Origin of the sequence: Aquimarina sp. MMG015 (assembly GCF_018100855.1) — a bacterium.
GTDB lineage: Bacteria > Bacteroidota > Bacteroidia > Flavobacteriales > Flavobacteriaceae > Aquimarina > Aquimarina latercula.
This window is the reverse complement of the sequence record NZ_JAGJEB010000001.1, coordinates 271580-294437: the sequence shown is the minus strand read 5'-3', so window position 1 is coordinate 294437 and position 22858 is coordinate 271580. Positions and strand designations below refer to the sequence as shown.

The following is a 22858-nucleotide window of genomic DNA, read 5'->3' as shown; positions in this document are numbered from 1 at the left end:
AATTTATTTAGGAAATGAAAAAAGTAATATTTCTTTCGTTATTATTTGTGGTATCCTTATTAAACGCACAAAAGGTTATAACAAAAAATGTTGGAGATTTTAATGAACTTAAAGTCTTTGATAAAATAGAAGTGAAACTCATTAAGGGATCTGAAAATAAAGTAGAAGTTTCAGGAATTAGTAGAAAAGAAGTGGATGTTGTTATTAAGGATAACGTACTTAAAATTAAGATGTCTTTAAGTAATACTTGGGATAATAATGATACAAAGGTTATTGTTTATTATACTGATATTAAGAAGTTAGATGTAAATGAAGGGGCAAAAATAATAGTTAAAGAAGTACTTATTGGCGGTGAATTAGATTTACGAGCTCAAGAAGGTGGTGATATATATGCAGAGATTGAAGCAGAAAAATTATTAGCACGAGCTGTAAGTGGCGGTGGATTGCATTTAGAAGGAAAAGTAGATGAACAAGAAGTTACCGTAAAAGCAGGAGGACAATTTATTGCAGAAGATTTAAAAACTAGAAGCACACAGGTTAAAATTAGTGCTGGAGGAAGAGCAAATGTAAATGCTAGTGATTATGTAAAAGCAAATACAGCTGCAGGAGGTACGATTAGAATTTATGGAAATCCAAAAGAAGTGGATGGAAAAAAAGTTTTTGGTGGTAAGATTATAGAGGTAAACTAAGTAGTATTTTCTAACTTTGTAAGAAATACGCTTACATTTTATGTTTCAAGACGCTCAAGCAGCAATATTTTTAGGATTTATATTAGCCTTTTTAATTGGGCCAGTATTCTTTGTATTACTAGAAACCGCCGCTATAAAAGGATTTAGAGCAGCTTTAGCAGTCGATCTAGGAGTGATATTTGCTGATATTGTTTTTATTTTAATAGCATATTTTAGTACGAATCAGATTTTAGAAAAAATAAAAGATGATCCTGCTTTGTTCGTTTTTGGAGGCATGTTATTAGCTACCTATGGTGCAATATCATTTATTAAGGAAAGAAAAAATTATAATAAACTTAGAGATACATCAGTTGAGATTATTAATAAGCACAATTATTTTGTGCTTTTTTTTAAAGGATTTTTATTGAATTTCATAAATATTGGAGTTTTAGGTTTTTGGATAGGAATTATTGTGGTTGCAGGACCTCAGATGGATATGAATACCAATAGGATTTTTATCTTTTTTGCTATGGTTTTAGGGACATATTTATTTATAGATGTGCTTAAAATGTTGTTAGCAAAACGTTTAAAAAGAAAATTAACACCTAAACGTACTTATTTAATAAAAAGAACTATTAGTATTATTATGGTTGTTTTTGGAGTTTTTCTTATCATAAAAGGGGTTTTGCCAGAAACGATGGAAAAAAGAATTCAAGATAAGATCGAAAAAATTAAACCGGAATCCGGTTTTTAATAAAAAAAGTCCTGTAATTTTTACAGGACTTTTTTTTGAGGTGTCGAGCGGATTCGAACCGCTGTAGATGGTGTTGCAGACCACTGCCTAGCCACTCGGCCACGACACCCTTTTCATCTTCGAGGGCAAATGTAAAAAAATTTATGGTTACTTCAGATTTATTTATCTTTTTTTACTCCTAGTAATTGTAACCATTTGTACATTACCGCCTATAGGTGGGTTAATTTTAGAAACATCAACGGTCGCTTTATTCACCAGAGGTAGCTCTTTCAATATACGAGTTAAAATTCGTTCTGCAGCATGTTCTAATAGTTTAGAACGAATAGCCATTTCTTCTTTTACAATGTGATTAAGATGCACATAATCAACAGTATCAGAAAGATTATCTGATTTGGCAGATGTATTTAAATTAGCTTTAATTTTTAAATCAACTCTATAATCAGAACCAATTTTTTTTTCTTCAACCAGACATCCGTGATATGCATATATCTTGATGTTTTTAAGCGTAATTAAACCCACAAATTTTTTTTTCAAAGGTAATAGAATCTTTCAAAAGAATTTACAGGAAAATAACCCTTTTATGTATTGATAGTGTAACATTGAAATAGATATGAAACAATTGTTGTGTATCATTAGAAATATTAGGTAGTTTTGTATTTTATTTTTATCCAATGACAGAAGAAAAAAAATCACTCAATTTTTTAGAACATATTGTAGAAGAAGATTTAGCGAATGGAATGAATCCAAAGGATTTACGTTTTCGTTTTCCTCCAGAACCCAATGGATATCTACATATTGGTCACACTAAAGCTATAGGAATTAGTTTTGGTTTAGGTTTGACTTATGATGCACCTGTAAATCTTCGTTTTGATGATACAAATCCAGCAAAAGAGGAACAAGAGTATGTAGATGCTATTAAAAAGGATATTTCTTGGTTGGGATATCAATGGGATAAAGAATGTTATTCTTCTGATTATTTTCAGCAATTATACGATTGGACTGTAACCTTGATTAAAGAGGGAAAAGCATATGTGGATAGCCAGTCTTCAGAAAAAATTGCGGAACAAAAAGGAACGACTACAGAACCAGGTATTAATAGTCCTTTTAGAGATAGATTGGTAGAGGAAAATTTGGATTTATTTGGTAAAATGAAAGCAGGTGAATTTGATGAAGGAGCACATGTGGTAAGAGCCAAAATTGATATGGCAGATCCTAATATGTTGATGAGAGATCCGTTGATGTATAGAATATTAAAGAAGTCTCATCATAGAACAGGTGATGAGTGGTGTATATACCCTATGTATGATTGGACTCATGGAGAAAGTGATTATATTGAAAATATTTCACATTCATTGTGTTCTTTAGAGTTTAAACCACATAGAAAATTATATGATTGGTTTTTGGATCAAATTTATAATAATGAGAGCATAAGACCTAAACAGAGAGAATTTGCACGACTTAATTTGAGCTATACAATAATGAGTAAACGTAAGTTGTTGCGACTAGTTAATGATGATATAGTAAAAGGTTGGGATGATCCAAGAATGCCGACTATTTCGGGTTTAAGGAGAAGAGGATATACTCCTGCATCCATAAGAAAGTTTGTAGAAACTGTAGGTGTAGCTAAAAGAGAAAATGTTATAGATGTTTCTTTATTAGAATTTTGTGTGAGAGAAGATCTTAATAAAACAGCTCCTAGAGTAATGGCGGTGTTGGATCCAGTAAAATTAGTAATTACTAATTATCCTGATAATGAAGAAGAATGGTTAGAAGCAGAGAATAATCCTGAAGATGAAACGGCAGGTTCTCGAAAAATTCCTTTTTCTAAAGAATTATATATAGAAAGAGACGATTTTAAGGAAGAAGCAGGTCGAAAATATTTTAGATTGACGTTAGGAAAAGAAGTTCGTCTAAAAAATGCATTCATAATTAATGGAGAAAGCGTTGTTAAAGATGATCAAGGAAACATTATAGAAATTCGTTGTACATATGATCCAAAAAGTAAGTCGGGTAGTGGTACAGAGGAATCCAAGCGTAATGTTAAAGGAACATTGCACTGGGTATCTATAAGACACGCTATTAAAGCAGAGATTAGGTTATATGATCGTTTGTTTAATGATGAAGCTCCTGATAGTCATAAGGAAAAAGATTTTATGGATTTTATTAATCCAAGTTCTTTAAATGTTATTACAGGTTATGTAGAACCAAGTCTTAAAGAGGTCAATCTATTAGAACAATTTCAATTTCAAAGGTTAGGTTATTTTAATGTAGACCCAGATAGTAAATCGGATGCTTTAGTTTTTAATAAAACGGTAGGTCTTAGGGATACTTGGGCTAAAGTTAAACCTGTTTCGAATAAACAAGCGAATAACGGCAACAAACCACAACCTAATAAGCAACGAGAAGTACTTGCAATAGATGAAATTAAGAGAGCAGGGAAGAAGTATACTAATTTACCTGAAGAGAAGCGAGAAGCGCTTAAAATAAAGATTTTAGAAGCTGCGAAAAAAGTAGAAATAGACGAATTGGTTCCACTCTATGGTACTGCCGCTAAAAAGATAGGTACTCGTATTGTAATAACTTTGGCATTAGGTGTTGTTCTAGAAACTAAAAATATAAAGCCAGATGAAGAAGCTGTGGATTTTCTATTAAAAGGAAAAGAAGATGCTAATGAACTTTTAAGTAAAGAAGCGCAAATTATAGCTAGCAGATATAGTATTGGTTAGAAATATATTATTAGATAAAAAAAAGAGATGAATATCATTTTTCATCTCTTTTTTTTATCTAATAATCTGCAGCTATATGCTCATCTTGAGGTATTTCAATTTCAGTTTCGAAATTTTTAAATATTTTTTTGGTTTCCTCATCATCAAGTAATTTATTAGATTCTATAAAGTACCATTTTTCTTTCTTTTTGTCATAAAAACCAAATAAAGAACTTTTTAATGTTACATCGCGTCCATTAAAATCCATTTTTATAGTATTCTTAACTAGACATCGGTATTCTTTTTTTTCTTTTTTTATATCTGATACACCATTAATTTTTGAGCTAACAATTTTAATCTTTTGAGCAGTCATTGTTCTAAATACTTGCTCAATATCATTTTTTAATTGCTCTTCACCATATTTTTTAAAAATTTTTGGATGTGTATAGTCCAAAAGAGTATTTACATCTTTTTTAAGGGAAGCTTCAGAAATAGCTTTTGCATCTCGGATTGCTTGTTTTTTTAATGTGTTAACATTTTGGGAAAAAATGCTTCCGGAAATCAAAAGAAGTATAAATAGGTAATTTTTCATTTTTGTTTGTTGTAAAAACTATTTTTTGTTATATCAGAAAAAACTATATCATTAGTTTTTACATAGTTTTTCCTTATTAAAAATGGGTTTATATTAAAGACTGTAAGGGAAAATAAAAGTTGCATAATATAATCTTATCTCTTTGCTATAAAAATGCTCTTAAAACCGTCCAATTCAATTTTTAGCAAAATTAGTGATTTGTAAACAGAGATTATTATTAAACTTATAAAAAATAAAACCCGATCATAATATGTGATCGGGTTTTGTTATTTTATAAGATAATTCTATGCATCTGGTTTTTTTCCACCGATACCTTTTTTAGCATTTTGTCTTTTCATTTCTTCTCCTATTTGATTAGAAGCAGTAAAAGAAGCAATCATATTATTTAACATATCACTTCCTGCTTGTGGAGAATTGGGTAATAATATTAAGTTACTATTAGTTTCTTCTCCTATAGACTGTAACGTATCATAGTGCTGTGTTACTACGATAAGAGCAGAGGCTTCTTGAGAGTTGATACCCACGTTATTTAGAACATCAACACTTTCTTCTAATCCTCTAGCAATTTCTCTCCTTTGATCTGCAATACCTTGACCCTGTAATCGTTTACTCTCGGCTTCTGCGCGAGCTTTAGCTACTATTTTAATACGTTCAGCTTCAGCCTCATATTCTGCTGCAACTTTTTCACGTTCGGCAGCGTTAATTCTATTCATAGCTTCTTTTACTTGAAGATCTGGATCGATATCGGTAACTAATGTTTTAATAATATCATAACCATAGTTCACCATAGCTTCATTAAGCTCTTGTTTTACGGCAATAGCAATATCATCTTTTCTTTCAAATACATCATCTAACTTCATTTTAGGAACTTCTGCACGAACTACATCAAACACATATGAGGTAATTTGATCATGTGGATTTTCTAATTTATAAAAAGCATCATATACTTTAGCTTTAATTACTTGGAACTGTACTGATATTTTTAAACGAACAAATACATCATCTTTAGTTTTCGTTTCTACTAGAACGTCTAACTGTTGAATTTTTAGATTTATTCTACCTGCTATTCGATCAAAAACTGGAATTTTGAAATGTAGTCCAGAATTTCTAATGCTTAAAAATTTACCAAAGCGTTCCACGACAGCTGAGGTCTGTTGTCTTACTGTGAATATTCCTGATATAAGAATTATAAAACCGAATATCACTAGCGGTATTAAATATAGTCCCATTGTTTTTATATTAAAAGTTAATAGTTGAAATGAAGTTACTAATTAATTGTAAATCATTGCATATTATTTTGCTATAGTTATCATTGCGGTAGACATGCCTGAACTACTAGAAGTTCCGAAGGCGACTGAGATAATTTCCCATCCTTCTTGAGAAGCTTTATTTAGAGTATCTTCAGCTTGCTTTCGTAGTTTTTCGGTTGACCATAAATTTGATAATTTAAGAACTTTATATTGCTTTCCCATTGTTGACATTATTTATAATATATATTATATCAGTATATATTTATTGTAAATTGTTACAACTAATAAGATAAAACCCCTCTATCTAATTAAGATAGAGGGGTGTTTTTATAGTTTAGAAATTTATAAATATTATAGTTTTTCTATAATAGCTTCGATTCGTTTTATAGTTTCATCCTTACCTATAATTTCTATAATTTTGAAGATGTCAGGACCTTGTAATGATCCTACTAACGCAATTCGTAAAGGCATCATGATTTTACCAAATCCAATTTCTTTAGATTTTATCCAGCTTTTAACTGTATTAGAAATGTTTTCCGCGTTGAAATCATGAATATCACTAATTATTCTGGTGAGCTCGTGCATTAAATCAGGAGTTTCTTGTTTCCAGGCTTTTTTAGTTGCTTTTTCATCATATTCTGAAGGAGCAATGAACAGAAACTTACTAAGATCCCAGAGGTCTTTAGAAAAAACAGCTCGTTCTTTTATTAGTTCAATTACTTCATTTAGATCATAAGAAGTAGAAATATTATTTTCAGAAAGTATTTGTTGCAATTGTTCCACGTGTACCGAGTTCTGAGCTAGCTGAAAATGTTGTTGTTGGAACCACTTAGTTTTTTCAGGATCAAATTTTGCTCCGGCTTTGTTAACTCTGGTTAGATCAAACTCATTTATTAATTGTTCTAAAGAAAAAAGTTCTTGCTCTGTTCCAGGATTCCAACCAAGAAAAGCAAGCATGTTAATGACTGCTTCTGGTAAATATCCATCTTCACGATATCCAGAGGCTTCTTCATTAGTTTTAGGATCTGTCCATTGTAAAGGAAAAACAGGAAACCCCCCGGTGATTCCATCTCTTTTACCTAATTTTCCTTTGCCTGTTGGTTTTAGTATTAGAGGTAGATGAGAGAAGCTAGGAGCTTTCCATTCTAGAGATCTATACAATAATACATGCAGAGCTAAAGAAGGTAACCATTCCTCCCCGCGAATAACATGAGTGATTTGCATTAAGTGATCATCTACTATATTGGCAAGATGATACGTTGGCATTCCATCACTTTTAAATAATATTTTATCATCTAATATATTAGTATCTATAGTAATGTCTCCACGTACTTCATCAGTTAAATGTAAAGTTTCATCTGTAGGACATTTAAAACGGATTACATATGGATCACCAGATTCAATTTTTAGTCTTGTTTCGTTATCTGATAGCGACAACGAATTATTTAACTTGGATCTGTTATGCCAATTATATATAAAGGTTTTACCTTTTGCTTCATGATTTTTTCTGTGTTCAGTAAGCTCATCGGATGTATCAAAGGCATAATAAGCATGACCATTTTTTATTAATTGATCAGCATATTGTTTATATAAGTGCTTTCTTTCACTTTGTTTATATGGACCAAAATTACCTTCTTTACCTGGGCCTTCGTCAAATGGAATATTACACCAGTTTAATGATTCAGTTATATAATTTTCAGCACCTGGAACATATCTATTTTGATCAGTATCTTCTATTCTAAGAACAAATGTTCCTTTGTTTTTTTTTGCAAAAAGATAATTAAATAGAGCAGTTCTTACTCCACCGATATGAAGAGGTCCAGTTGGACTTGGGGCAAATCGTACCCTGATGTTTTTTGTCATAATCTTTGTTTTTTGCTGAATAAGACGTGCAAAAGTGATGGCAAAGATACGATCTAAAATAAGTGTTTAAAAAAGATTTTATCTAATAAATATATATAAAAAACTATAAATAATTTATGGTTTCATTTCGGTAGGTACTCTTTTATTCATAAGTATAAACCAAAGAGGAGGGAGAAGCGCAATTACCATCGAAGTTGGGTAACCAAACGGTAGCTGAGGGCTCTTATCATGATGATCAAGAATTTGGTATTTTTTAGATGCACGATAGTGATGATCACTATGTCTTGTAAGTTCAAAAAGTAGTATACGCCCTAATAAGTGATTAGAGTTCCAGGAGTGAATTTCTCTAACTCTTTCATATCTACCAGAAGTGTTTTTGTTTCGTTTAAGACCATAATGTTCTATGTAGTTGATAGTTTCTAACAATAGGAATCCAATAACTCCGCTAGAAATTGCGATGTAAAAACCGTAAAGATCAAAAAAGAAGTATATAGATCCTAGGTATAGTGTTGTAATAATTAGATACCAAAACATATCATTTTTGATTGAGAAAAAAGAGAGATTGTTTTGGGTTAATAATTTGGTTTGAATTTTCCAAGCACTTATATATTGACCTATAACAGAAGTGATCCAGAATAAATATACAGGTTGGTTATATTTGGCGGTAGCTGGATCTTCTGTTGTAGCTGCTTTTAGATGATGACCAAAATTGTGTTCGATATAAAAATGCATATATAAGGAGGGTAGTAGTAGTGCTTTTGCTATAAACCTTTCATTTGTAAAACGATGACCTAGCTCGTGACCCACGTTAATACCATTAGCTCCAAGAACTATTCCTGTTGATATTATGATACCTATAATTTCATAGAGGGATAAGGTATTCCTAGTAATAGTATATATGGCATAGAATAAAATGGAATATATAAGAGGAAGATTGATGTAAAGTAACCAATCGAAAAGACGTTTTTTTGATTTAGATAAACGAAGATCTTCTTCTAAGTTTTCATTGGATGCGGATGTAAATAATTCTAAAAAGGGAATTAGCCCAAATACATATATAGGAGTTAAATAAGTATAGATTCCTTGTAACCATATGCTTAGAAATGCAACAACAGGAATGGTGTATGCGGATATATATTTTAAATCTTTCATAATAAGTTACTGTATAGGGGTTTGAATTATAATAAATATAACAAATCTATAAGAAATAAAGTTGTAGTTTTATAGATTACTGAAATAGAAAAGGAGAGAGTTATGGGTAGTTTTGAATTCATAAAGGAGAAATTAGAGCAGTTTATTAGAAAATACTATATCAACGAATTGATAAAAGGGATTATACTATTTTTTGCTATAGGAGTATTATATTTTTTGATTACGTTGTTAATAGAGTATGCCTTTTGGTTAAATAGTACTTGGAGAACTGTGTTGTTTTGGTTGTTTGTTGTTGTGGAAATTTCCCTGTTTATAAAATTTATTTTAATACCAGCTGCTAAGTTGTTAAAAATAGCTAATGGAATTAATTATGAAAATGCTTCGAAGATTATAGGTGATCATTTTCCAAATGTTAATGATAAATTATTAAACTTACTACAGTTAAATAATGATGATTCTTCTTCATCTTTACTCTTGGCAAGCATAGAACAGAAGTCTTTAGAATTAAAACCTATACCTTTTAAATTAGCTATAGATTTTAAGAAAAATGCTAAATATTTAAAATATGCCTTGATTCCTGTTTTAGTTTTTTTACTAGTAAGTTTTTTTAATAGTGGTAGTTGGTTTTCGGAGAGTTATAAACGTGTAGTTAATTACGAAACTGCATATGAACCTCCAGCGCCGTTTCAGTTTTTCGTGGTTAATAAATCCCTAAATGCTCTAGAAAACAAGGATTTTTTATTACAAGTTAAAACGGTTGGTGAGGTTCTTCCTGAAGAGGTGCAGATAAAATATAACGATGAGATTTATTTTTTAAAGAATACAGGCGTTGGATCTTATGAATATATATTTACGCAACCAAAAAATTCTATAGATTTTGTTTTGTCTTCTAACGATGTTGTTTCAAAGGACTATGAATTAGAGGTAGTACCAGTACCAACATTATTAGATTTTGTTATGCAATTGGATTATCCTTCATATACCGGAAAAAAGGATGAAGCCTTACAAAGTTCGGGTAATGCAATTGTACCGGAAGGAACAAAAGTGGAATGGAAAGTTAGAACTAGAAATACAGAAAAAGTAAAAATGGTTACTATGGATTCTTCGTATGTTTTCGAAAAGAGTGATTCTAATTTTAAATATAGAAATGTTTTATATAGCAATTGGGATTATAGGATTACAACATCTAATAAAAATGTGCATGATTATGATAATATTTCCTTCAATGTAAATGTAATAAAAGATCAATATCCAGAGATTAAGTTGACAGCAGAAAAGGATACTGTAGATAATAATACTATGTATTTTTTTGGTAGAGTTAGTGATGATTATGGTCTTAATGGTCTAAGGTTGGTGTATTATGATAGCGATCAGGAATCAAATAAAGAAACAAAAAGTATAGGTATAAATTCTGCGGTATTTGATGAATTTATTCACGTGTTTCCTGGAAATTTGGATTTAAAGGAAGGGGTTAATTACGAGTTTTATTTCGAAGTTTTTGATAATGACCAAATAAATAAAAGTAAGAGCACCAAAAGCCAGGTTTTTAGTTATAGAAAATTAACCACGAATGAAGAGGAGGAGAAAAAACTGAATGAACAGAATCAGGCTATATCTGGATTAAATAAATCATTAAAAAAGTTTAAGTCTCAAGAACAGGATTTAAGGAGTATTAGTAAGCTTCAGAAGGAGAAAAAGCAATTGGATTATAATGACAAAAAGAAGCTCGAGGATTATTTAAAAAGGCAAAAGGAACAGGAGAAGATGATGCAGAATTTCTCTAAAAAGTTGAAGGATAATTTGGAGCAGATGGAAGACAAAAAGGAAGAGGAACCTTTTAAAGATGCATTAAAGGAAATGTTAGAACGCAACGAACAAAAGCTAAAGAAAAATGAAAAGCTTTTAGATGAAATAAATAAGATAGCAGAAAAATTGCAAAAGGAGGAGCTGACGGAGAAGCTGGAGGAACTGGCAAAGGATAATAAGAATTTAAAGAAAAATTTGGAGCAATTATTAGAATTAACCAAAAGGTATTATGTGATAGAAAAGCATGAAAAGTTAGCTAATAAGTTGAACGAAATGGCTGAGAAGCAGGAGGAATTATCTGAAAAGGGAGAGGAAAACACAAAAGAAAAGCAGGAGGATTTAAACAAAGAGTTTGAAAGGTTTAAGGAAGAGATGGAGGATCTTAGAAAGGATAATGAGGATTTACAGAAACCAATGAAGTTAGATGAAAACAAAAAAGATGAGGAGGATGTGACAAAGGAACAAGAAGATGCGAGTGATAATTTAGATAAGAAAAATAAATCTGAGGCTAAAAAAAATCAAAAGAGTGCAGCTGAAAAAATGAAGCAAATGAGCAAGGGTATGCAGATGCAAATGCAGATGGGTGGAGGAGAACAGGAACAAGAGGATATGGAAATGTTGAGACAAATTCTAGACAACTTGGTCGATTTTTCAATTGAACAGGAGGGATTGATGAAAGAATTTAAAGGAATTAATAATGATAACCCAACATATTCTGGCAAATTAAAAAGGCAAAGTGTATTAAGAGAAAATTTTATACATATAGATGACAGTTTGTATGCATTAGCGTTGCGTAGGCCTAAAATATCTGATGAAGTTACAGGTAAGCTTACGGATATAGAGTTTAATTTGGACAAGTCATTAGAGCGTTTGGCGGAGAATCAAGTGATTCAGGGAACGGCAAATCAACAGTATGCGGTAACTGGTTCTAATGATCTGGCATATTTTCTAAGTATAATTTTGGATCAGATGCAAAACAGTATGTCAGCTAAAGGAAAAGGTAAAAGCGGGAATAAGTCTAAAGGGTTCCAATTACCAGATATCATTAAAAAGCAGGGTGAGTTAAATGAGAAAATGAAGGAAGGTGCTGAAAAGGGAAAAGGAAAAAAAGAAGGTCAACAGAAAGGGGAATCTAATAGTGGATCATCTGGTGAAGATGGAGAAAAGGGAAAAGGTAAAGGAAGTGGCAAAGAAGGAAAGGAAAAAGGTGAGAAAGGAAAAAATGGAAAAGATGGTCAAGGTGAATCTGAGATGCAAAAAGAGGATATGAATGGTGAGTTATATGAAATATATAAGCAACAACAACAATTGCGTAACGCATTAGAAGACAAGTTGAAGAAGGAAGGAATTGGAAAAGGAAAAGGAAGTGGGCTTTTAAATAAAATGGAGCAGATTGAGGGTGAGTTGTTGGAGAAAGGTTTTAATAACAACACCTTGAGTAAGATGATGGATTTAAAACATGAATTACTCAAATTAGAGGATGCTACTATAGAACAAGGAGAAGAGGATAGGAGAGAAAGTAGAAGTAATAATAAGAAATTCAGTAATGATAATAATGAGCAAATATTGAAGGCGAAACAATATTTTAATACAACGGAAATATTAAACAGACAAGTATTACCTTTGCGCGAGAATTATAAGCGTAAAGTGCAGGAATATTTTAGAAAGACTAATGATTAATTATTTTTACGAAACTACTGGTTATGATGTTGATGAGAGGGCTGTAAGCTCTTGGTTGGAAAAGGTTTTAATTTCTGAAGAAAAGAAGCTTGGAGAGATCAATTATATTTTTTGTGATGATGAATATTTATTACAAATAAATCAGGATTTTTTGAACCATGACACATATACCGATATAATTAGTTTTGGTAATGGTTTGGGAAATATTGTTGCTGGAGATATTTTTGTTTCTTTGGAAAGAGTTTCGGAAAATGCTGACCATTATGGTGTAAGTTTTGTGGATGAATTGAGAAGAGTGATTGTTCATGGGGTGTTGCATTTTTGTGGATATAAGGACAAAACGAAGGAGGAGGAAATTCTTATGAGACAAAAAGAAAATGAAAAACTAAAGATGTTCCACGTGGAACATCTTTAGTTTTTCATTTATTAATGTTCCACGTGGAACATTTTATTTTTTAATAAAGAGAGTGTTCCACGTGGAACAAATTATAGTGTTATGTTTGATAAAGAGTATGATGTAGTAGTAGTTGGTGCTGGGCACGCTGGGAGCGAAGCTGCGGCGTCAGCCGCAAATTTAGGGTGTAGTACGTTGTTGATAACAATGAACCTACAGAATATAGCTCAAATGAGTTGTAATCCTGCGATGGGAGGAATCGCAAAAGGACAAATTGTTAGAGAAATTGATGCGTTAGGAGGATACAGTGGTATCGTAAGTGATCGAACGGCCATTCAGTTTAAAATGCTGAATAAGTCAAAAGGACCAGCAATGTGGAGTCCAAGGGTTCAAAGCGATCGAATGAGGTTTGCAGAAGAGTGGAGGCTTTTATTAGAACAAACGCCGAATTTAGATTTTTATCAGGATATGGTAAGTGGACTTATTGTAGAAAATGATAAAATCAAAGGTGTAAGAACTTCGTTAGGAATTGAGGTAAAAGCCAAGACTGTTGTGTTAACTAATGGAACTTTTTTGAATGGATTGATTCATATTGGTGAAAAGCAATTTGGTGGAGGTAGAGCTGGTGAAAGAGCAGCTACAGGAATTACAGAACAGCTAGTTGATTTAGGATTTGATTCAGGAAGAATGAAAACTGGGACACCACCCAGAGTTGATGGTAGGTCATTGGATTATTCTAAAATGACAGAGCAGCCAGGTGATGATAATCCTGAAAAGTTTAGCTATTCTAATTTATCTAAACCATTGGTGAATCAAAGATCTTGTTATATGACATATACTTCAACAGAAGTGCATGATTTGTTAAGAGAAGGTTTTGATAGATCACCGATGTTTAATGGTAGAATAAAAAGTATTGGACCAAGATATTGTCCTTCGATTGAGGATAAAATAAATAGATTTGCTGATAAAGAAAGACATCAAATGTTTATCGAACCAGAAGGTTGGAATACAGTCGAAGTTTATGTAAATGGTTTTTCTACATCTTTACCAGAGGATGTTCAGTTTAAAGCGTTAAGATCTGTTGTAGGATTTGAAAATGTAAAGTTTTTTAGACCTGGATATGCAATAGAGTATGATTATTTTCCACCAACGCAATTAACGCACACATTAGAGACTAAATTGGTTTCAGGATTATTTTTTGCTGGACAGATTAACGGTACTACTGGTTACGAAGAAGCAGCATCGCAAGGTTTAATGGCGGGTATAAATGCTGCTCTTAAGGTAAGAGAAGAGGACGAGTTTACACTAAAAAGAAGCGAGGCGTATATAGGAGTTCTTATTGATGACTTGATTACTAAGGGCACAGAGGAGCCGTATCGTATGTTTACTTCTAGGGCTGAGTATAGAACGTTATTAAGACAAGATAATGCTGATTTTAGATTAACACCAATGTCTCATAAAATTGGTTTAGCTAAAGATGAGCGATTAAAAAGAATGGAACAGAAGGAAAAGCAGGCAACAGCGTTTGTTAACTTTTTTAGAGAAACTAGTGTTGGACCTATTGAAGCAAATCCTGTTTTAGAAGATAAAAAGTCTTCACCGATTAATCAAAGCGGTAAGATGTTTAAAATATTTGCACGTCCTCAAATTACATTAGATGACATGAAACGCTTTAGTAAAGTGTCGAGCTATATTGAAGAAAATAATTTGGACAAAGAGGTTTTAGAACAAACAGAAATACAGGTTAAATATTCTGGTTATATAGAAAAAGAAAAAAATAATGCTGATAAGCTTAATCGTTTAGAGAATGTTAAAATCCCAAAGGATTTTGATTATACAAAGTTAAAATCTCTTTCTTACGAGGCTTGTGAGAAAATGAGTAAGATTAGACCAGCTACAATTTCTCAGGCTTCTAGAATTAGTGGAGTTTCACCTAGTGATATTTCTGTTTTATTAGTGTATATGGGTAGATAATGAAAAGTGTAATATGTAAACAAGAAAGAGCACTGAAAGGAAAAATTCTTACCACAATTGTTCTTGTTATTTCTGTATTTGGATTGTTTTTAGATTCTGAACCATTATCAGGAAGAATACTTTTTTTTATATGCTCATTCTTGATTTTTGGTTTTTCTATATCTTACAAAATAAATAAAGATTTTAATAACCAAAAATTGTTTTCTGTTTTTGGTTGTGTTTTGTTTAAAACTAAGCTGGAATTGGAATTTCCTAGTTATATATCTGTTTTTTATGGTTCCGTAAGTTCGAGTAATGAATGGGGAGCTGTGAGTGGAATAGGAACAAAAGAAAGACATGATAAGTTGGCTGTACGGTTTTTTACAGATAATAGAAAAGTTACGTTGTATAGAACAAGTAACTATGAAAAAGCTTTGGGTATTGCAAATTCGTTAAGTGAAATGTTAGATGTAGAAGTTTATGACGCTACAAAACTATAGTTCCACGTGGAACATGTGATAGATTAGAGTTTAAAATGTTTAGTAAATAGATAGTGTAATTTCGAAAGAGCATTAGTAATTAGAAGAAAATAGTTTTCGATTTAAAAATGAATAAGGAAAAATTAGATTTTTATATAGAGTGTGAAGATTTTACAGTTTCTAGAGAAAAGTTTAAACTATATAAAGATAAGGATCTTGATATGTTAGTAACATTGCCTAAACCTGATGTTGAAAACTTAGGTAAATATTACGAAAGTGAGGATTACATTTCCCATACGGATTCTAAACGAAGCTTTTTTGAGAAACTTTATCACTTAGTTAAGAAATATTCACTTAATAAAAAGGTCAAATTAATTTCAAATTTAAATCAAGGTTCTGGTACTCTTTTGGATATAGGTGGAGGAACAGGAGATTTTTTAGTGCAAGCTAGGTTGAAAGGTTGGCAGGTAAAAGGTGTAGAGCCAAATGAACAAGCTCGAGAAATTGCGCAAAAAAAGAAGATTATTTTAGAACCAGATACTACTGATTTGCCTTCGCATAATTATGATGTTGTTACTATGTGGCATGTATTGGAACATGTTTCTGATTTAGAGATTCAGATAAAGGAGTTAAAAAGATTGGTAAAACCTGGTGGATATATAATAATAGCAGTTCCTAATTTTAGGTCATTTGACGCTGGTTATTATAAATCATTTTGGGCGGCTTATGATGTACCAAGGCATTTATGGCATTTTTCTAAAACGTCAATAGAAAAGCTTTTTACAAAAGAAAATATTTATTTAAAGAAAATCGTACCGTTGGTTTTCGATTCGTTTTATGTTGCATTGTTATCGGAGAAATATAAAAATGGTGCGATGAACTATTTTCGAGCATTTTGGATTGGTTTTCTTTCGAATGTTAAGGCAAAACGATCAAAAGAATATTCTTCTCATGTTTATATTCTTAAAAATGGATAATTTCTTTTTTAAGAGCTTTTAAGGGTGTTTTTTAGTGTTTTGAGGTAATTCCCTTCTGTTTTTTGTAAAAACTCCTTAAAATTGCAGAATTTCGATGAAAAATTATTGATTTTTGTAATAGTAAATTCTTTTGCTATTGTTTTTTCTTATACATGAGTAATTTGATGTACTTATGGGTATAACATCAATCTAACTTTGATATTTTTGCGCAGAACTAAATTTTAGAATAATGAGAAATTTTATATGGATTGCTGTTGCGATAATTGGATTGACTTCTTGCAATCAACAAATTGAGAAAACTGGTTTTGTAAATAATACAAAAGTGGTATCGGATTTTAATGAAATGAAGACCGCTAAAGAAAAGTGGACTAAGAAGAATAATGAAGTACGTGCAGAATTAGAAGAGAAAGCAAAACAATTTCAGATTGAGGTCCAGGGATACCAAAATATTATGAAATCAATGTCTCAAACGAATAGAGAAAAGAAAGAACAGGAGCTGATGGTGAAACAACAGGGCCTACAAAGAGAACAGCAAACAAGAATGCAAGAAATTCAGCAAGGTAGTCAAGCTGAAATAGATTCTATAATTTCAAAAGTAGAAGGTTTTATAAAAGAGTATGGTAAGAAAAATGGATATACTTATATCTATGGAGAAACAGAGGTGAAAAACTTGTTTTATGCTAAGGAAGAATTGGATCTTACAGATAAAATTATAGAAGAACTTAATGGAGAAAAGACATCTAATGAGTAATATTTAGATAGTTTAAAGTTTAGAGCCTCGGAACTAATTTCGGGGTTTTTTTATGTATATATTTAGGGAATTTTCCCTTTTTTTGCTTAAACTTTTGTTATTAAAAAATACATCCTTTTTAGACAATATTTAAGGAAAATTATTACAATTTTTTCTCCAAGCATGTTTGTGATATTTATGATAAGCTTTTCTGTAATAATTAACGTTAAATTTGGTTAATAATTTAAAAAAATTAGTACACTTAATCGGCAAAAACTGCCTTTTTTAGGTGTTTATGATGTGAGCATAACATCAAAAAATTATTTTTTTTTTCACTTTTTCATTCAAAAAATTTTTGATTTTTATCGATAAAAAATGTAAAATCCTGCTTTTTTATGTAACTTTTAAGGTGTATTTTTTTAATGTAAAATGTTGATTATCAATATTTTAATATAAATAATTAGCACTAATACTTTATGTTTTTAGAGATGTAATCATACTCCTCAAAACGAAGTAAGAATATTATTACAAAAAAAAACGAAAAATTGGTTTGATATAAATTTTTAATTCATAATTTTATGACTTTACAATATTTATATTAACAACATTATCAACAAGCGCCCCAAATCGCTTGATTAATGTTGCATATATTCACACAAATTTAACTGATGTGATAGCTATGAATAAAAGACTTAACCTCTTAATCGTCATGATCGTTTTGGCAATGGGAATCCATGTTGCCAAAGCGCAGCGTAATATCGGTCCGCCATCTCTTACTTCGGCTCCACAAGCCTGTGGTACGTTGACTAATGGTTTTGATTTTACTGCGGAGTTATCGCCTGGTAATGCATTACCAACAAATAATGAGTTTATTTTGGAACTTTCAGACGCTACAGGAAGTTTTGCAAATCAATCTGACATAACAGAATTAGGAAGAGTTACGGGTCCAAATAATGGAACCGCTGCGACTTCTAACATCAATTTCACGGATATATCGGTACCCACTAATGCTAACAGTGATGATTTTAGAATACGGGTCCGGGCTTCAGAGGTTGATATAATTAGTGAAATTTCTGATGCAACAGCATTTCATTTTTTTGATGATAATTTAGAAATAATTTTAAATGGAAGGGATGAGATAATTTTTTGTAATGTAGCCTCATTTGCTAAGGAGATAGCTGTTGAAGTTAGAGATGAAAATGACAACTCGGTAGATGTAAACACATTGAAATGGGAGTGGTTAAAGGATGGAGCAATAATTCCCGGAGAAAACAGCCCATCTTTAATAATCACAGAAGTAGGAAGATATATAGCAAGAGTTCCTCTAGGATTATGTAATAACTTTTTCAATCCTCTTAATAGATCGAATGCTGTGGATGCTTCGTTGATTAATCCTGATGATATTACTATAGTTACGGATGATGATTTTTCGTTTTGCCCTGATGAGTTCAAAGAATTAAGAGCAAGCTTAGTAGATTTTTCATATAACTATCAGTGGATAAAGGATGGTGAAGAACTGGATGGAGAAATTTCTCCAAATATAATTTTACCTGATAATGATTTTGGTGGAGAGTATACTTTACGAATAGAATTAAGTGAGGATTGTACGCTAATTACTGACCTAGTAACAGTTACTAATGAGGGTTCAAGCATAACAGTTCCACTACCAGAAGGTTTGATATTGTTACCTACGCAGATATTAACTTTAACGGTAGAAACTGATGCCCCAATCGGTAGTACGTTTAGATGGATAAGAGATACAAATGTTTTAATTCAAGGAATTACAACAGGTCCAACAATTATTTTTGATGTACCAGCAAATGGAGTTGGGGATTATAGAGTAGAGATTGATGCACTATTTCCGGATGATCCATGTATGACAATGTTGTTTTCAGAAACTATAATAAGATCAGCAGAAAGATTCGATATTGTGATAGCACCTGAGGAAGTGGTTGATTGTGAACAGGATCCAATTACAATAACATTGACAGAAATGGTCGGAATAACCTCGACAGGAGATCGGGTTCCATTGACAACGGAACAATTTGATTTTTTCGATTTCGAGTGGTTTAATGATGGAGTCTCAACTGGTGAGACTTCTTTGTCGTTAGATGTAAGTCGTTCGGATAGCGGAGGAAGTTTTGAATTAAGAGCTGTTTTTAGACCTGGAGGTCTACCAGATACTGTTTCAAATAATTTACCTATTGATTTTTTATCTAGTGATATAATATTAGATATTACTCCTCCGGTTTTAGAACCTGGAGAGTCTGTTGTATTGACAGCACCATTAAATGTGAATTTTACATATGAGTGGTATGTAATTGAAAATGGAGAAGAAGTTCTAATAGATGGCGAAACAACAAACACGTTAACGGTAACAGAAGATGGAAACTACTTTGCCAGAATAAGTACTTCTTTATGTACGGTTGATACACAAACTGCCGTGGTTGGAGGACCAGCAGCATTGTCAGAATTAATCCCTAATGTTATTACACCTGGAGGAAATGTTGCAAATGATTCATGGGTTTTACCAAATTCATTTAGCGAAAATGATGTAGAAGTTACTATCTATTCATCGAATGGAAAAATAGATTTCCAAAAAACTGGAGGTTATAATGCAGATTGGCCAAATGATTCTGCATCTCAAGCAAGTGAACTTATTTATTATTATATAATTTCTAGAAGTAGTACAGTCGTTAAAAAGGGGACAATTACAGTAATGAGATAATTTATGATTAAAAAAATACTTTATATATCCACATTAATTTTTTGCTCACATCTTGTGCATTCACAAGATGGATCATCTAATACATCAGGTATATTACCTTCAGATATTCCGTTACATAATTCTCTTAAGTATAATCGATTTATGTTTAATCCTACCTTTTCTTTGGTAAGAGAAAATAAAAATTCAATAAACATATATAATCGAAACCCTAGAGCAAGTTTTAGTGATAATTCTCAGACATATTTTCTTAATTATTCTGCTAGATTCGAGGAAAAAACAGGAATAGGTATTGGTTTGTTTCAGCAGAATGTAGGGATATTTAGGTTTTTTGGTGCTACATTAAATTATGCATATAATATAGAACTTAACAGAGATATGAATTTTACGTTTGGGGTAAATTTAAGTTATTCCCAAAGTGCTTTAAAAAGTAATCTTGATGAGGCACAAGTAAATGATGACATAATCAATAATTACGAAAATAGCTCTGTGTTTTTATTACGTCCTGGTGTAAACTTCAATTATGGTAATTTCGATGTTGGTGTTTCCGTTGGAAACTTAGTTACTTATAACCTAACTGCGAGCGAATTACTAACTGATAATTTCGAATATTCTGGTCATGTAATGTACACAACAGAATTAGATTGGAGAAGAATTGACAATGAATTACGTGGAATGGTTTATGCCTCTAAACCAGGTGAACAGGATTTAAGATATGGAGGTAATGTGTTATTCGAAATACCAAAATACGGATGGGCACAATTAGGTTATAATAGTTTTTATGGAGGTTCTATAGGAATTGGAGCAAATATTACAAAAGTGGTTTCTATAGGCTATACTGTTGAACCAGGTATCGGTGGAGATGCTACGGCTGCTGAGTTCGGAGCTACACACGAATTTGGACTGGCGTTTAATTTTGCTAAAGAAGAACGTAGAAGCAAAAGGCGAAATATTTCTTCAAAAAGCTCATTACAGAGGGACTCTGAAATTAGAAGACTTAAGAAAGAGATCTTAGATCAAAATAAAATAATAAGAGAACTACAGAGGACAGGAGGAGATTCTCTGAGTCAGGCACAAAGAACAATGAATAGATTAGAGAGATCTATTCAAGAAGCTAAAGAAGAAGAAGCTAGAAAAGCAAGAGAATTAGCTTTACAAAGAGAAGAAGAAGTAAAACTACTCAATAAGCAAGCAGAAGACTTAGCAGCTCAAAAGAAATTAGAGCGTGAGATGTCAGAGCAAAAGGCTGAGGAAGAAAGAATAGCTGCTCAGAAAAATCTTGAATTAGAAATTGAAGAGAGAAGAAAAGCAGAAGAAGCTGCAGGAATACAAGCAGAAGAGGCTAGAATAGCTGCAGAAGAAGCTGCTAGAGAAGCCGAAGCAGAACAACAAGAAGCTGCTGCTGAAGCCGAAGCTGAAGAGAGAAGAAAAGCAGAAGAATCAACTAGACTTGCCCAACAAGCTGCTGAGCTTGAGAGACAAGAAGTAGCTGCAGAAGAAGCTAGAAAGCAAGCAGAAGCTCAAGCAGCTAGAGAGGAAGAAGAAAGATTAGCTGCTCAGAAGAGATTGGAAGTTGAAATGGCTGAACAAAAAGCTGAAGAAGAAAGATTGGCTGCTCAGAAGAGATTGGAAGTTGAAATAGCTGAGCAAAAGGCTGAGGAAGAAAGATTAGCGGCTCAGAAGAAGTTAGAGCTGGAGATGGCAGAGCAGAGAAGAAGAGAAGAGTCTCAGAAAACACTAGAAAGAGAAGTTTCGGTACAAAAAGATCAGGAAGCAGAAGCTGCAAGATTAGCTGAAGAAGAGAGATTAAAACAAGAAGCAGAAGCTGCAAGATTAGCTGAAGAAGAGAGATTAAAACAAGAAGCAGAAGCTGCAAGGTTGGCTGAGGAAGAAAGGTTAAGACAAGAGGCAGAAGCTGCAAGATTGGCTGAGGAAGAAAGATTAATACAAGAGGCGGAAGCTACAAGATTGGCTGAGGAAGAAAGATTAAGACAAGAGGCGGAAGCTGCAAGATTGGCTGAGGAAGAAAGATTAAGACAAGAGGCGGAAGCTGCAAGATTGGCTGAGGAAGAAAGACAAAGACAAGAGGCAGAAGCTGCAAGATTGGCTGAAGAAGAGAGACAAAGACAAGAGGCGGAAGCTGCAAGATTAGCTGAAGAAGAGAGACAAAGACAAGAAGCTGAAGCTGCAAGATTGGCAGAAGAAGAAAGACAGAGACAGGAAGCAGAGGCTGAAAATGATGGTGGTGAAGATTTAGAAGAAATACAAAAGGAGTTAGATAATAGTAGTAGAATTACTGATAAATTAATTGCATCGAGAGATTCTCTATTAACATCATCAAAAAACTTGGATAAGAGAGAGTTTAATAAACTTTTGGAGTCTTTAGTAAGCATGAGTGATGAAGCTGAAGAGGTTAAGAAAAACAATGACCCTACAAGCTCTAAAAGACTTACTTCTAAAAATAGATTTATAAAGTTCGCCGAAGCAACAAGACCCGAAGCTAAGTATGCTACTAAATATATACCAGGATATCCAGAAGGATTTTATTTGATTGGTAATGTGTTTAGAGGAGGAACTTACGCAGAAAGTTTTACTAATAAGTTAAAAGATTTAGGATTTAATGATTCTCAGGTAATCTTAAATCCGGAAAACCAATATCAATATGTTGCAATTAAGTATTATGCTAATAAAGAGGAAGCGGCAGAGAATTATTTAAACAACATAGGAAATAAATACTTTGGTGATATGTGGATATTAAATATTGCTAAGAGTAGGGTAGAATCTTTAAAAAGGCTAGTACAAGAATCAAGATTGATTAAGGATACAGTAAAAGATGACACGGTTTTAACGGAAAGTTTATCCTATATCGGAGGACATAATATAGAGAATGGTTATTATTTAATAACCAATATTTTCAAAAGAGAAAATTATTTTGAAAGAGGAATGGAAAGACTGAAATCTCAAGGTTTGGAGCCTAAGTTTTTTAGAAATCCAAAAGATAATTACATATATGTTTATTTAAACAAATTTGACACATTAGATAATGCAAAACAAAGTTTATTTTCTAACGTAAATAATACATATAACGGCGATCTATATATATTAAAAATAGAATAGTGAGCACCCCAAA

17 protein-coding genes and 1 tRNA gene are annotated in these 22858 nt (G+C 32.1%); 11 read left to right on the top strand and 7 right to left on the bottom strand.

The window, feature by feature from the left end; all coding sequences use genetic code 11:
- The first annotated feature begins 14 nt into the window (after positions 1-14).
- Positions 15-689, top strand: a complete 675-nt coding sequence (locus J8L88_RS01280) for a head GIN domain-containing protein (protein ID WP_027394511.1) — start codon at positions 15-17, stop codon at positions 687-689.
- A 40-nt stretch (positions 690-729) separates the two neighbouring features.
- A complete protein-coding gene (locus J8L88_RS01275) occupies positions 730-1422 on the top strand; it encodes a LysE family translocator (protein ID WP_027394510.1) in 693 nt (230 codons plus the stop codon).
- A gap of 38 nt (positions 1423-1460) precedes the next feature.
- Here J8L88_RS01275 and J8L88_RS01270 read toward each other — a convergent pair.
- A tRNA-Cys gene (locus tag J8L88_RS01270) sits at positions 1461-1531 on the bottom strand.
- A 53-nt stretch (positions 1532-1584) separates the two neighbouring features.
- Complete coding sequence (gene folB, locus J8L88_RS01265) at positions 1585-1941, bottom strand: dihydroneopterin aldolase (protein WP_027394509.1); 357 nt, start codon at positions 1939-1941, stop codon at positions 1585-1587.
- Between the two features lie 152 nt (positions 1942-2093).
- Between folB and J8L88_RS01260 the strand changes: the two genes are divergently transcribed.
- Positions 2094-4148, top strand: a complete 2055-nt coding sequence (locus J8L88_RS01260; RefSeq protein WP_211059751.1) for a glutamine--tRNA ligase/YqeY domain fusion protein — start codon at positions 2094-2096, stop codon at positions 4146-4148.
- 58 nt (positions 4149-4206) lie between these two features.
- Here the strand turns inward: J8L88_RS01260 and J8L88_RS01255 are convergent, their stop codons facing one another.
- The 5 genes from J8L88_RS01255 to J8L88_RS01235 all read right to left on the bottom strand — a co-directional run bounded on the left by J8L88_RS01255 (position 4207) and on the right by J8L88_RS01235 (position 8984).
- Complete coding sequence (locus J8L88_RS01255; RefSeq protein WP_118388324.1) at positions 4207-4719, bottom strand: hypothetical protein; 513 nt, start codon at positions 4717-4719, stop codon at positions 4207-4209.
- Between the two features lie 284 nt (positions 4720-5003).
- Positions 5004-5948: an SPFH domain-containing protein gene (locus tag J8L88_RS01250; RefSeq protein ID WP_027394506.1), complete on the bottom strand. Its 945-nt coding sequence runs from the start codon at positions 5946-5948 to the stop codon at positions 5004-5006.
- Positions 5949-6011: 63 nt separating this feature from the next.
- Positions 6012-6191: a DUF4177 domain-containing protein gene (locus J8L88_RS01245; protein WP_027394505.1), complete on the bottom strand. Its 180-nt coding sequence runs from the start codon at positions 6189-6191 to the stop codon at positions 6012-6014.
- 129 nt (positions 6192-6320) lie between these two features.
- Entirely contained in the window at positions 6321-7832 is a 1512-nt protein-coding gene (gene gltX, locus J8L88_RS01240) for a glutamate--tRNA ligase (protein ID WP_211059750.1), read from the bottom strand.
- Positions 7833-7946: 114 nt separating this feature from the next.
- On the bottom strand, positions 7947-8984 hold the full coding sequence (locus J8L88_RS01235; RefSeq protein ID WP_211059749.1) for an alkane 1-monooxygenase: 1038 nt from the start codon (positions 8982-8984) through the stop codon (positions 7947-7949).
- Between the two features lie 102 nt (positions 8985-9086).
- Here J8L88_RS01235 and J8L88_RS01230 point away from each other — a divergent pair, with 102 nt between their 5' ends.
- The 8 genes from J8L88_RS01230 to J8L88_RS01195 all read left to right on the top strand — a co-directional run bounded on the left by J8L88_RS01230 (position 9087) and on the right by J8L88_RS01195 (position 22845).
- On the top strand, positions 9087-12470 hold the full coding sequence (locus J8L88_RS01230; RefSeq protein WP_211059748.1) for a DUF4175 family protein: 3384 nt from the start codon (positions 9087-9089) through the stop codon (positions 12468-12470).
- Positions 12463-12885, top strand: a complete 423-nt coding sequence (ybeY, locus tag J8L88_RS01225; protein ID WP_027394501.1) for an rRNA maturation RNase YbeY — start codon at positions 12463-12465, stop codon at positions 12883-12885. Before J8L88_RS01230 ends, ybeY begins: the two co-directional genes overlap by 8 nt.
- 81 nt (positions 12886-12966) lie before the next feature.
- Positions 12967-14838 carry a tRNA uridine-5-carboxymethylaminomethyl(34) synthesis enzyme MnmG gene (gene mnmG, locus J8L88_RS01220; RefSeq protein WP_027394500.1) on the top strand — a complete coding sequence of 624 codons (1872 nt, stop codon included), beginning with the start codon at positions 12967-12969 and terminating at the stop codon, positions 14836-14838.
- Positions 14838-15317 carry a hypothetical protein gene (locus J8L88_RS01215; protein ID WP_211059747.1) on the top strand — a complete coding sequence of 160 codons (480 nt, stop codon included), beginning with the start codon at positions 14838-14840 and terminating at the stop codon, positions 15315-15317. The genes mnmG and J8L88_RS01215 overlap by 1 nt, the downstream gene beginning before the upstream one ends.
- Positions 15318-15424: 107 nt before the next feature.
- A complete protein-coding gene (locus J8L88_RS01210; protein WP_211059746.1) occupies positions 15425-16273 on the top strand; it encodes a bifunctional 2-polyprenyl-6-hydroxyphenol methylase/3-demethylubiquinol 3-O-methyltransferase UbiG in 849 nt (282 codons plus the stop codon).
- A gap of 229 nt (positions 16274-16502) precedes the next feature.
- Entirely contained in the window at positions 16503-17024 is a 522-nt protein-coding gene (locus J8L88_RS01205; RefSeq protein ID WP_027394497.1) for an OmpH family outer membrane protein, read from the top strand.
- 658 nt (positions 17025-17682) lie between these two features.
- The gene (locus J8L88_RS01200; RefSeq protein WP_211059745.1) at positions 17683-19731 is read left to right on the top strand and encodes a gliding motility-associated C-terminal domain-containing protein; all 2049 of its coding nucleotides are present in this window, start codon (positions 17683-17685) and stop codon (positions 19729-19731) included.
- 3 nt (positions 19732-19734) lie between these two features.
- Positions 19735-22845, top strand: a complete 3111-nt coding sequence (locus J8L88_RS01195) for a PorP/SprF family type IX secretion system membrane protein (protein WP_211059744.1) — start codon at positions 19735-19737, stop codon at positions 22843-22845.
- Positions 22846-22858 lie beyond the last annotated feature (13 nt).

Coding starts and splice junctions, on each gene's coding strand:
- J8L88_RS01280 (WP_027394511.1), top strand. CDS start 15: ATGAAAAAAGTAATATTTCTTTCGTTATTATTTGTGGTATCCTTATTA.
- J8L88_RS01275 (WP_027394510.1), top strand. CDS start 730: ATGTTTCAAGACGCTCAAGCAGCAATATTTTTAGGATTTATATTAGCC.
- J8L88_RS01260 (WP_211059751.1), top strand. CDS start 2,094: ATGACAGAAGAAAAAAAATCACTCAATTTTTTAGAACATATTGTAGAA.
- J8L88_RS01255 (WP_118388324.1), bottom strand. CDS start 4,719: ATGAAAAATTACCTATTTATACTTCTTTTGATTTCCGGAAGCATTTTT.
- J8L88_RS01250 (WP_027394506.1), bottom strand. CDS start 5,948: ATGGGACTATATTTAATACCGCTAGTGATATTCGGTTTTATAATTCTT.
- J8L88_RS01245 (WP_027394505.1), bottom strand. CDS start 6,191: ATGGGAAAGCAATATAAAGTTCTTAAATTATCAAATTTATGGTCAACC.
- gltX (WP_211059750.1), bottom strand. CDS start 7,832: ATGACAAAAAACATCAGGGTACGATTTGCCCCAAGTCCAACTGGACCT.
- J8L88_RS01235 (WP_211059749.1), bottom strand. CDS start 8,984: ATGAAAGATTTAAAATATATATCCGCATACACCATTCCTGTTGTTGCA.
- J8L88_RS01230 (WP_211059748.1), top strand. CDS start 9,087: ATGGGTAGTTTTGAATTCATAAAGGAGAAATTAGAGCAGTTTATTAGA.
- ybeY (WP_027394501.1), top strand. CDS start 12,463: ATGATTAATTATTTTTACGAAACTACTGGTTATGATGTTGATGAGAGG.
- mnmG (WP_027394500.1), top strand. CDS start 12,967: ATGTTTGATAAAGAGTATGATGTAGTAGTAGTTGGTGCTGGGCACGCT.
- J8L88_RS01215 (WP_211059747.1), top strand. CDS start 14,838: ATGAAAAGTGTAATATGTAAACAAGAAAGAGCACTGAAAGGAAAAATT.
- J8L88_RS01210 (WP_211059746.1), top strand. CDS start 15,425: ATGAATAAGGAAAAATTAGATTTTTATATAGAGTGTGAAGATTTTACA.
- J8L88_RS01205 (WP_027394497.1), top strand. CDS start 16,503: ATGAGAAATTTTATATGGATTGCTGTTGCGATAATTGGATTGACTTCT.
- J8L88_RS01200 (WP_211059745.1), top strand. CDS start 17,683: ATGAATAAAAGACTTAACCTCTTAATCGTCATGATCGTTTTGGCAATG.
- J8L88_RS01195 (WP_211059744.1), top strand. CDS start 19,735: ATGATTAAAAAAATACTTTATATATCCACATTAATTTTTTGCTCACAT.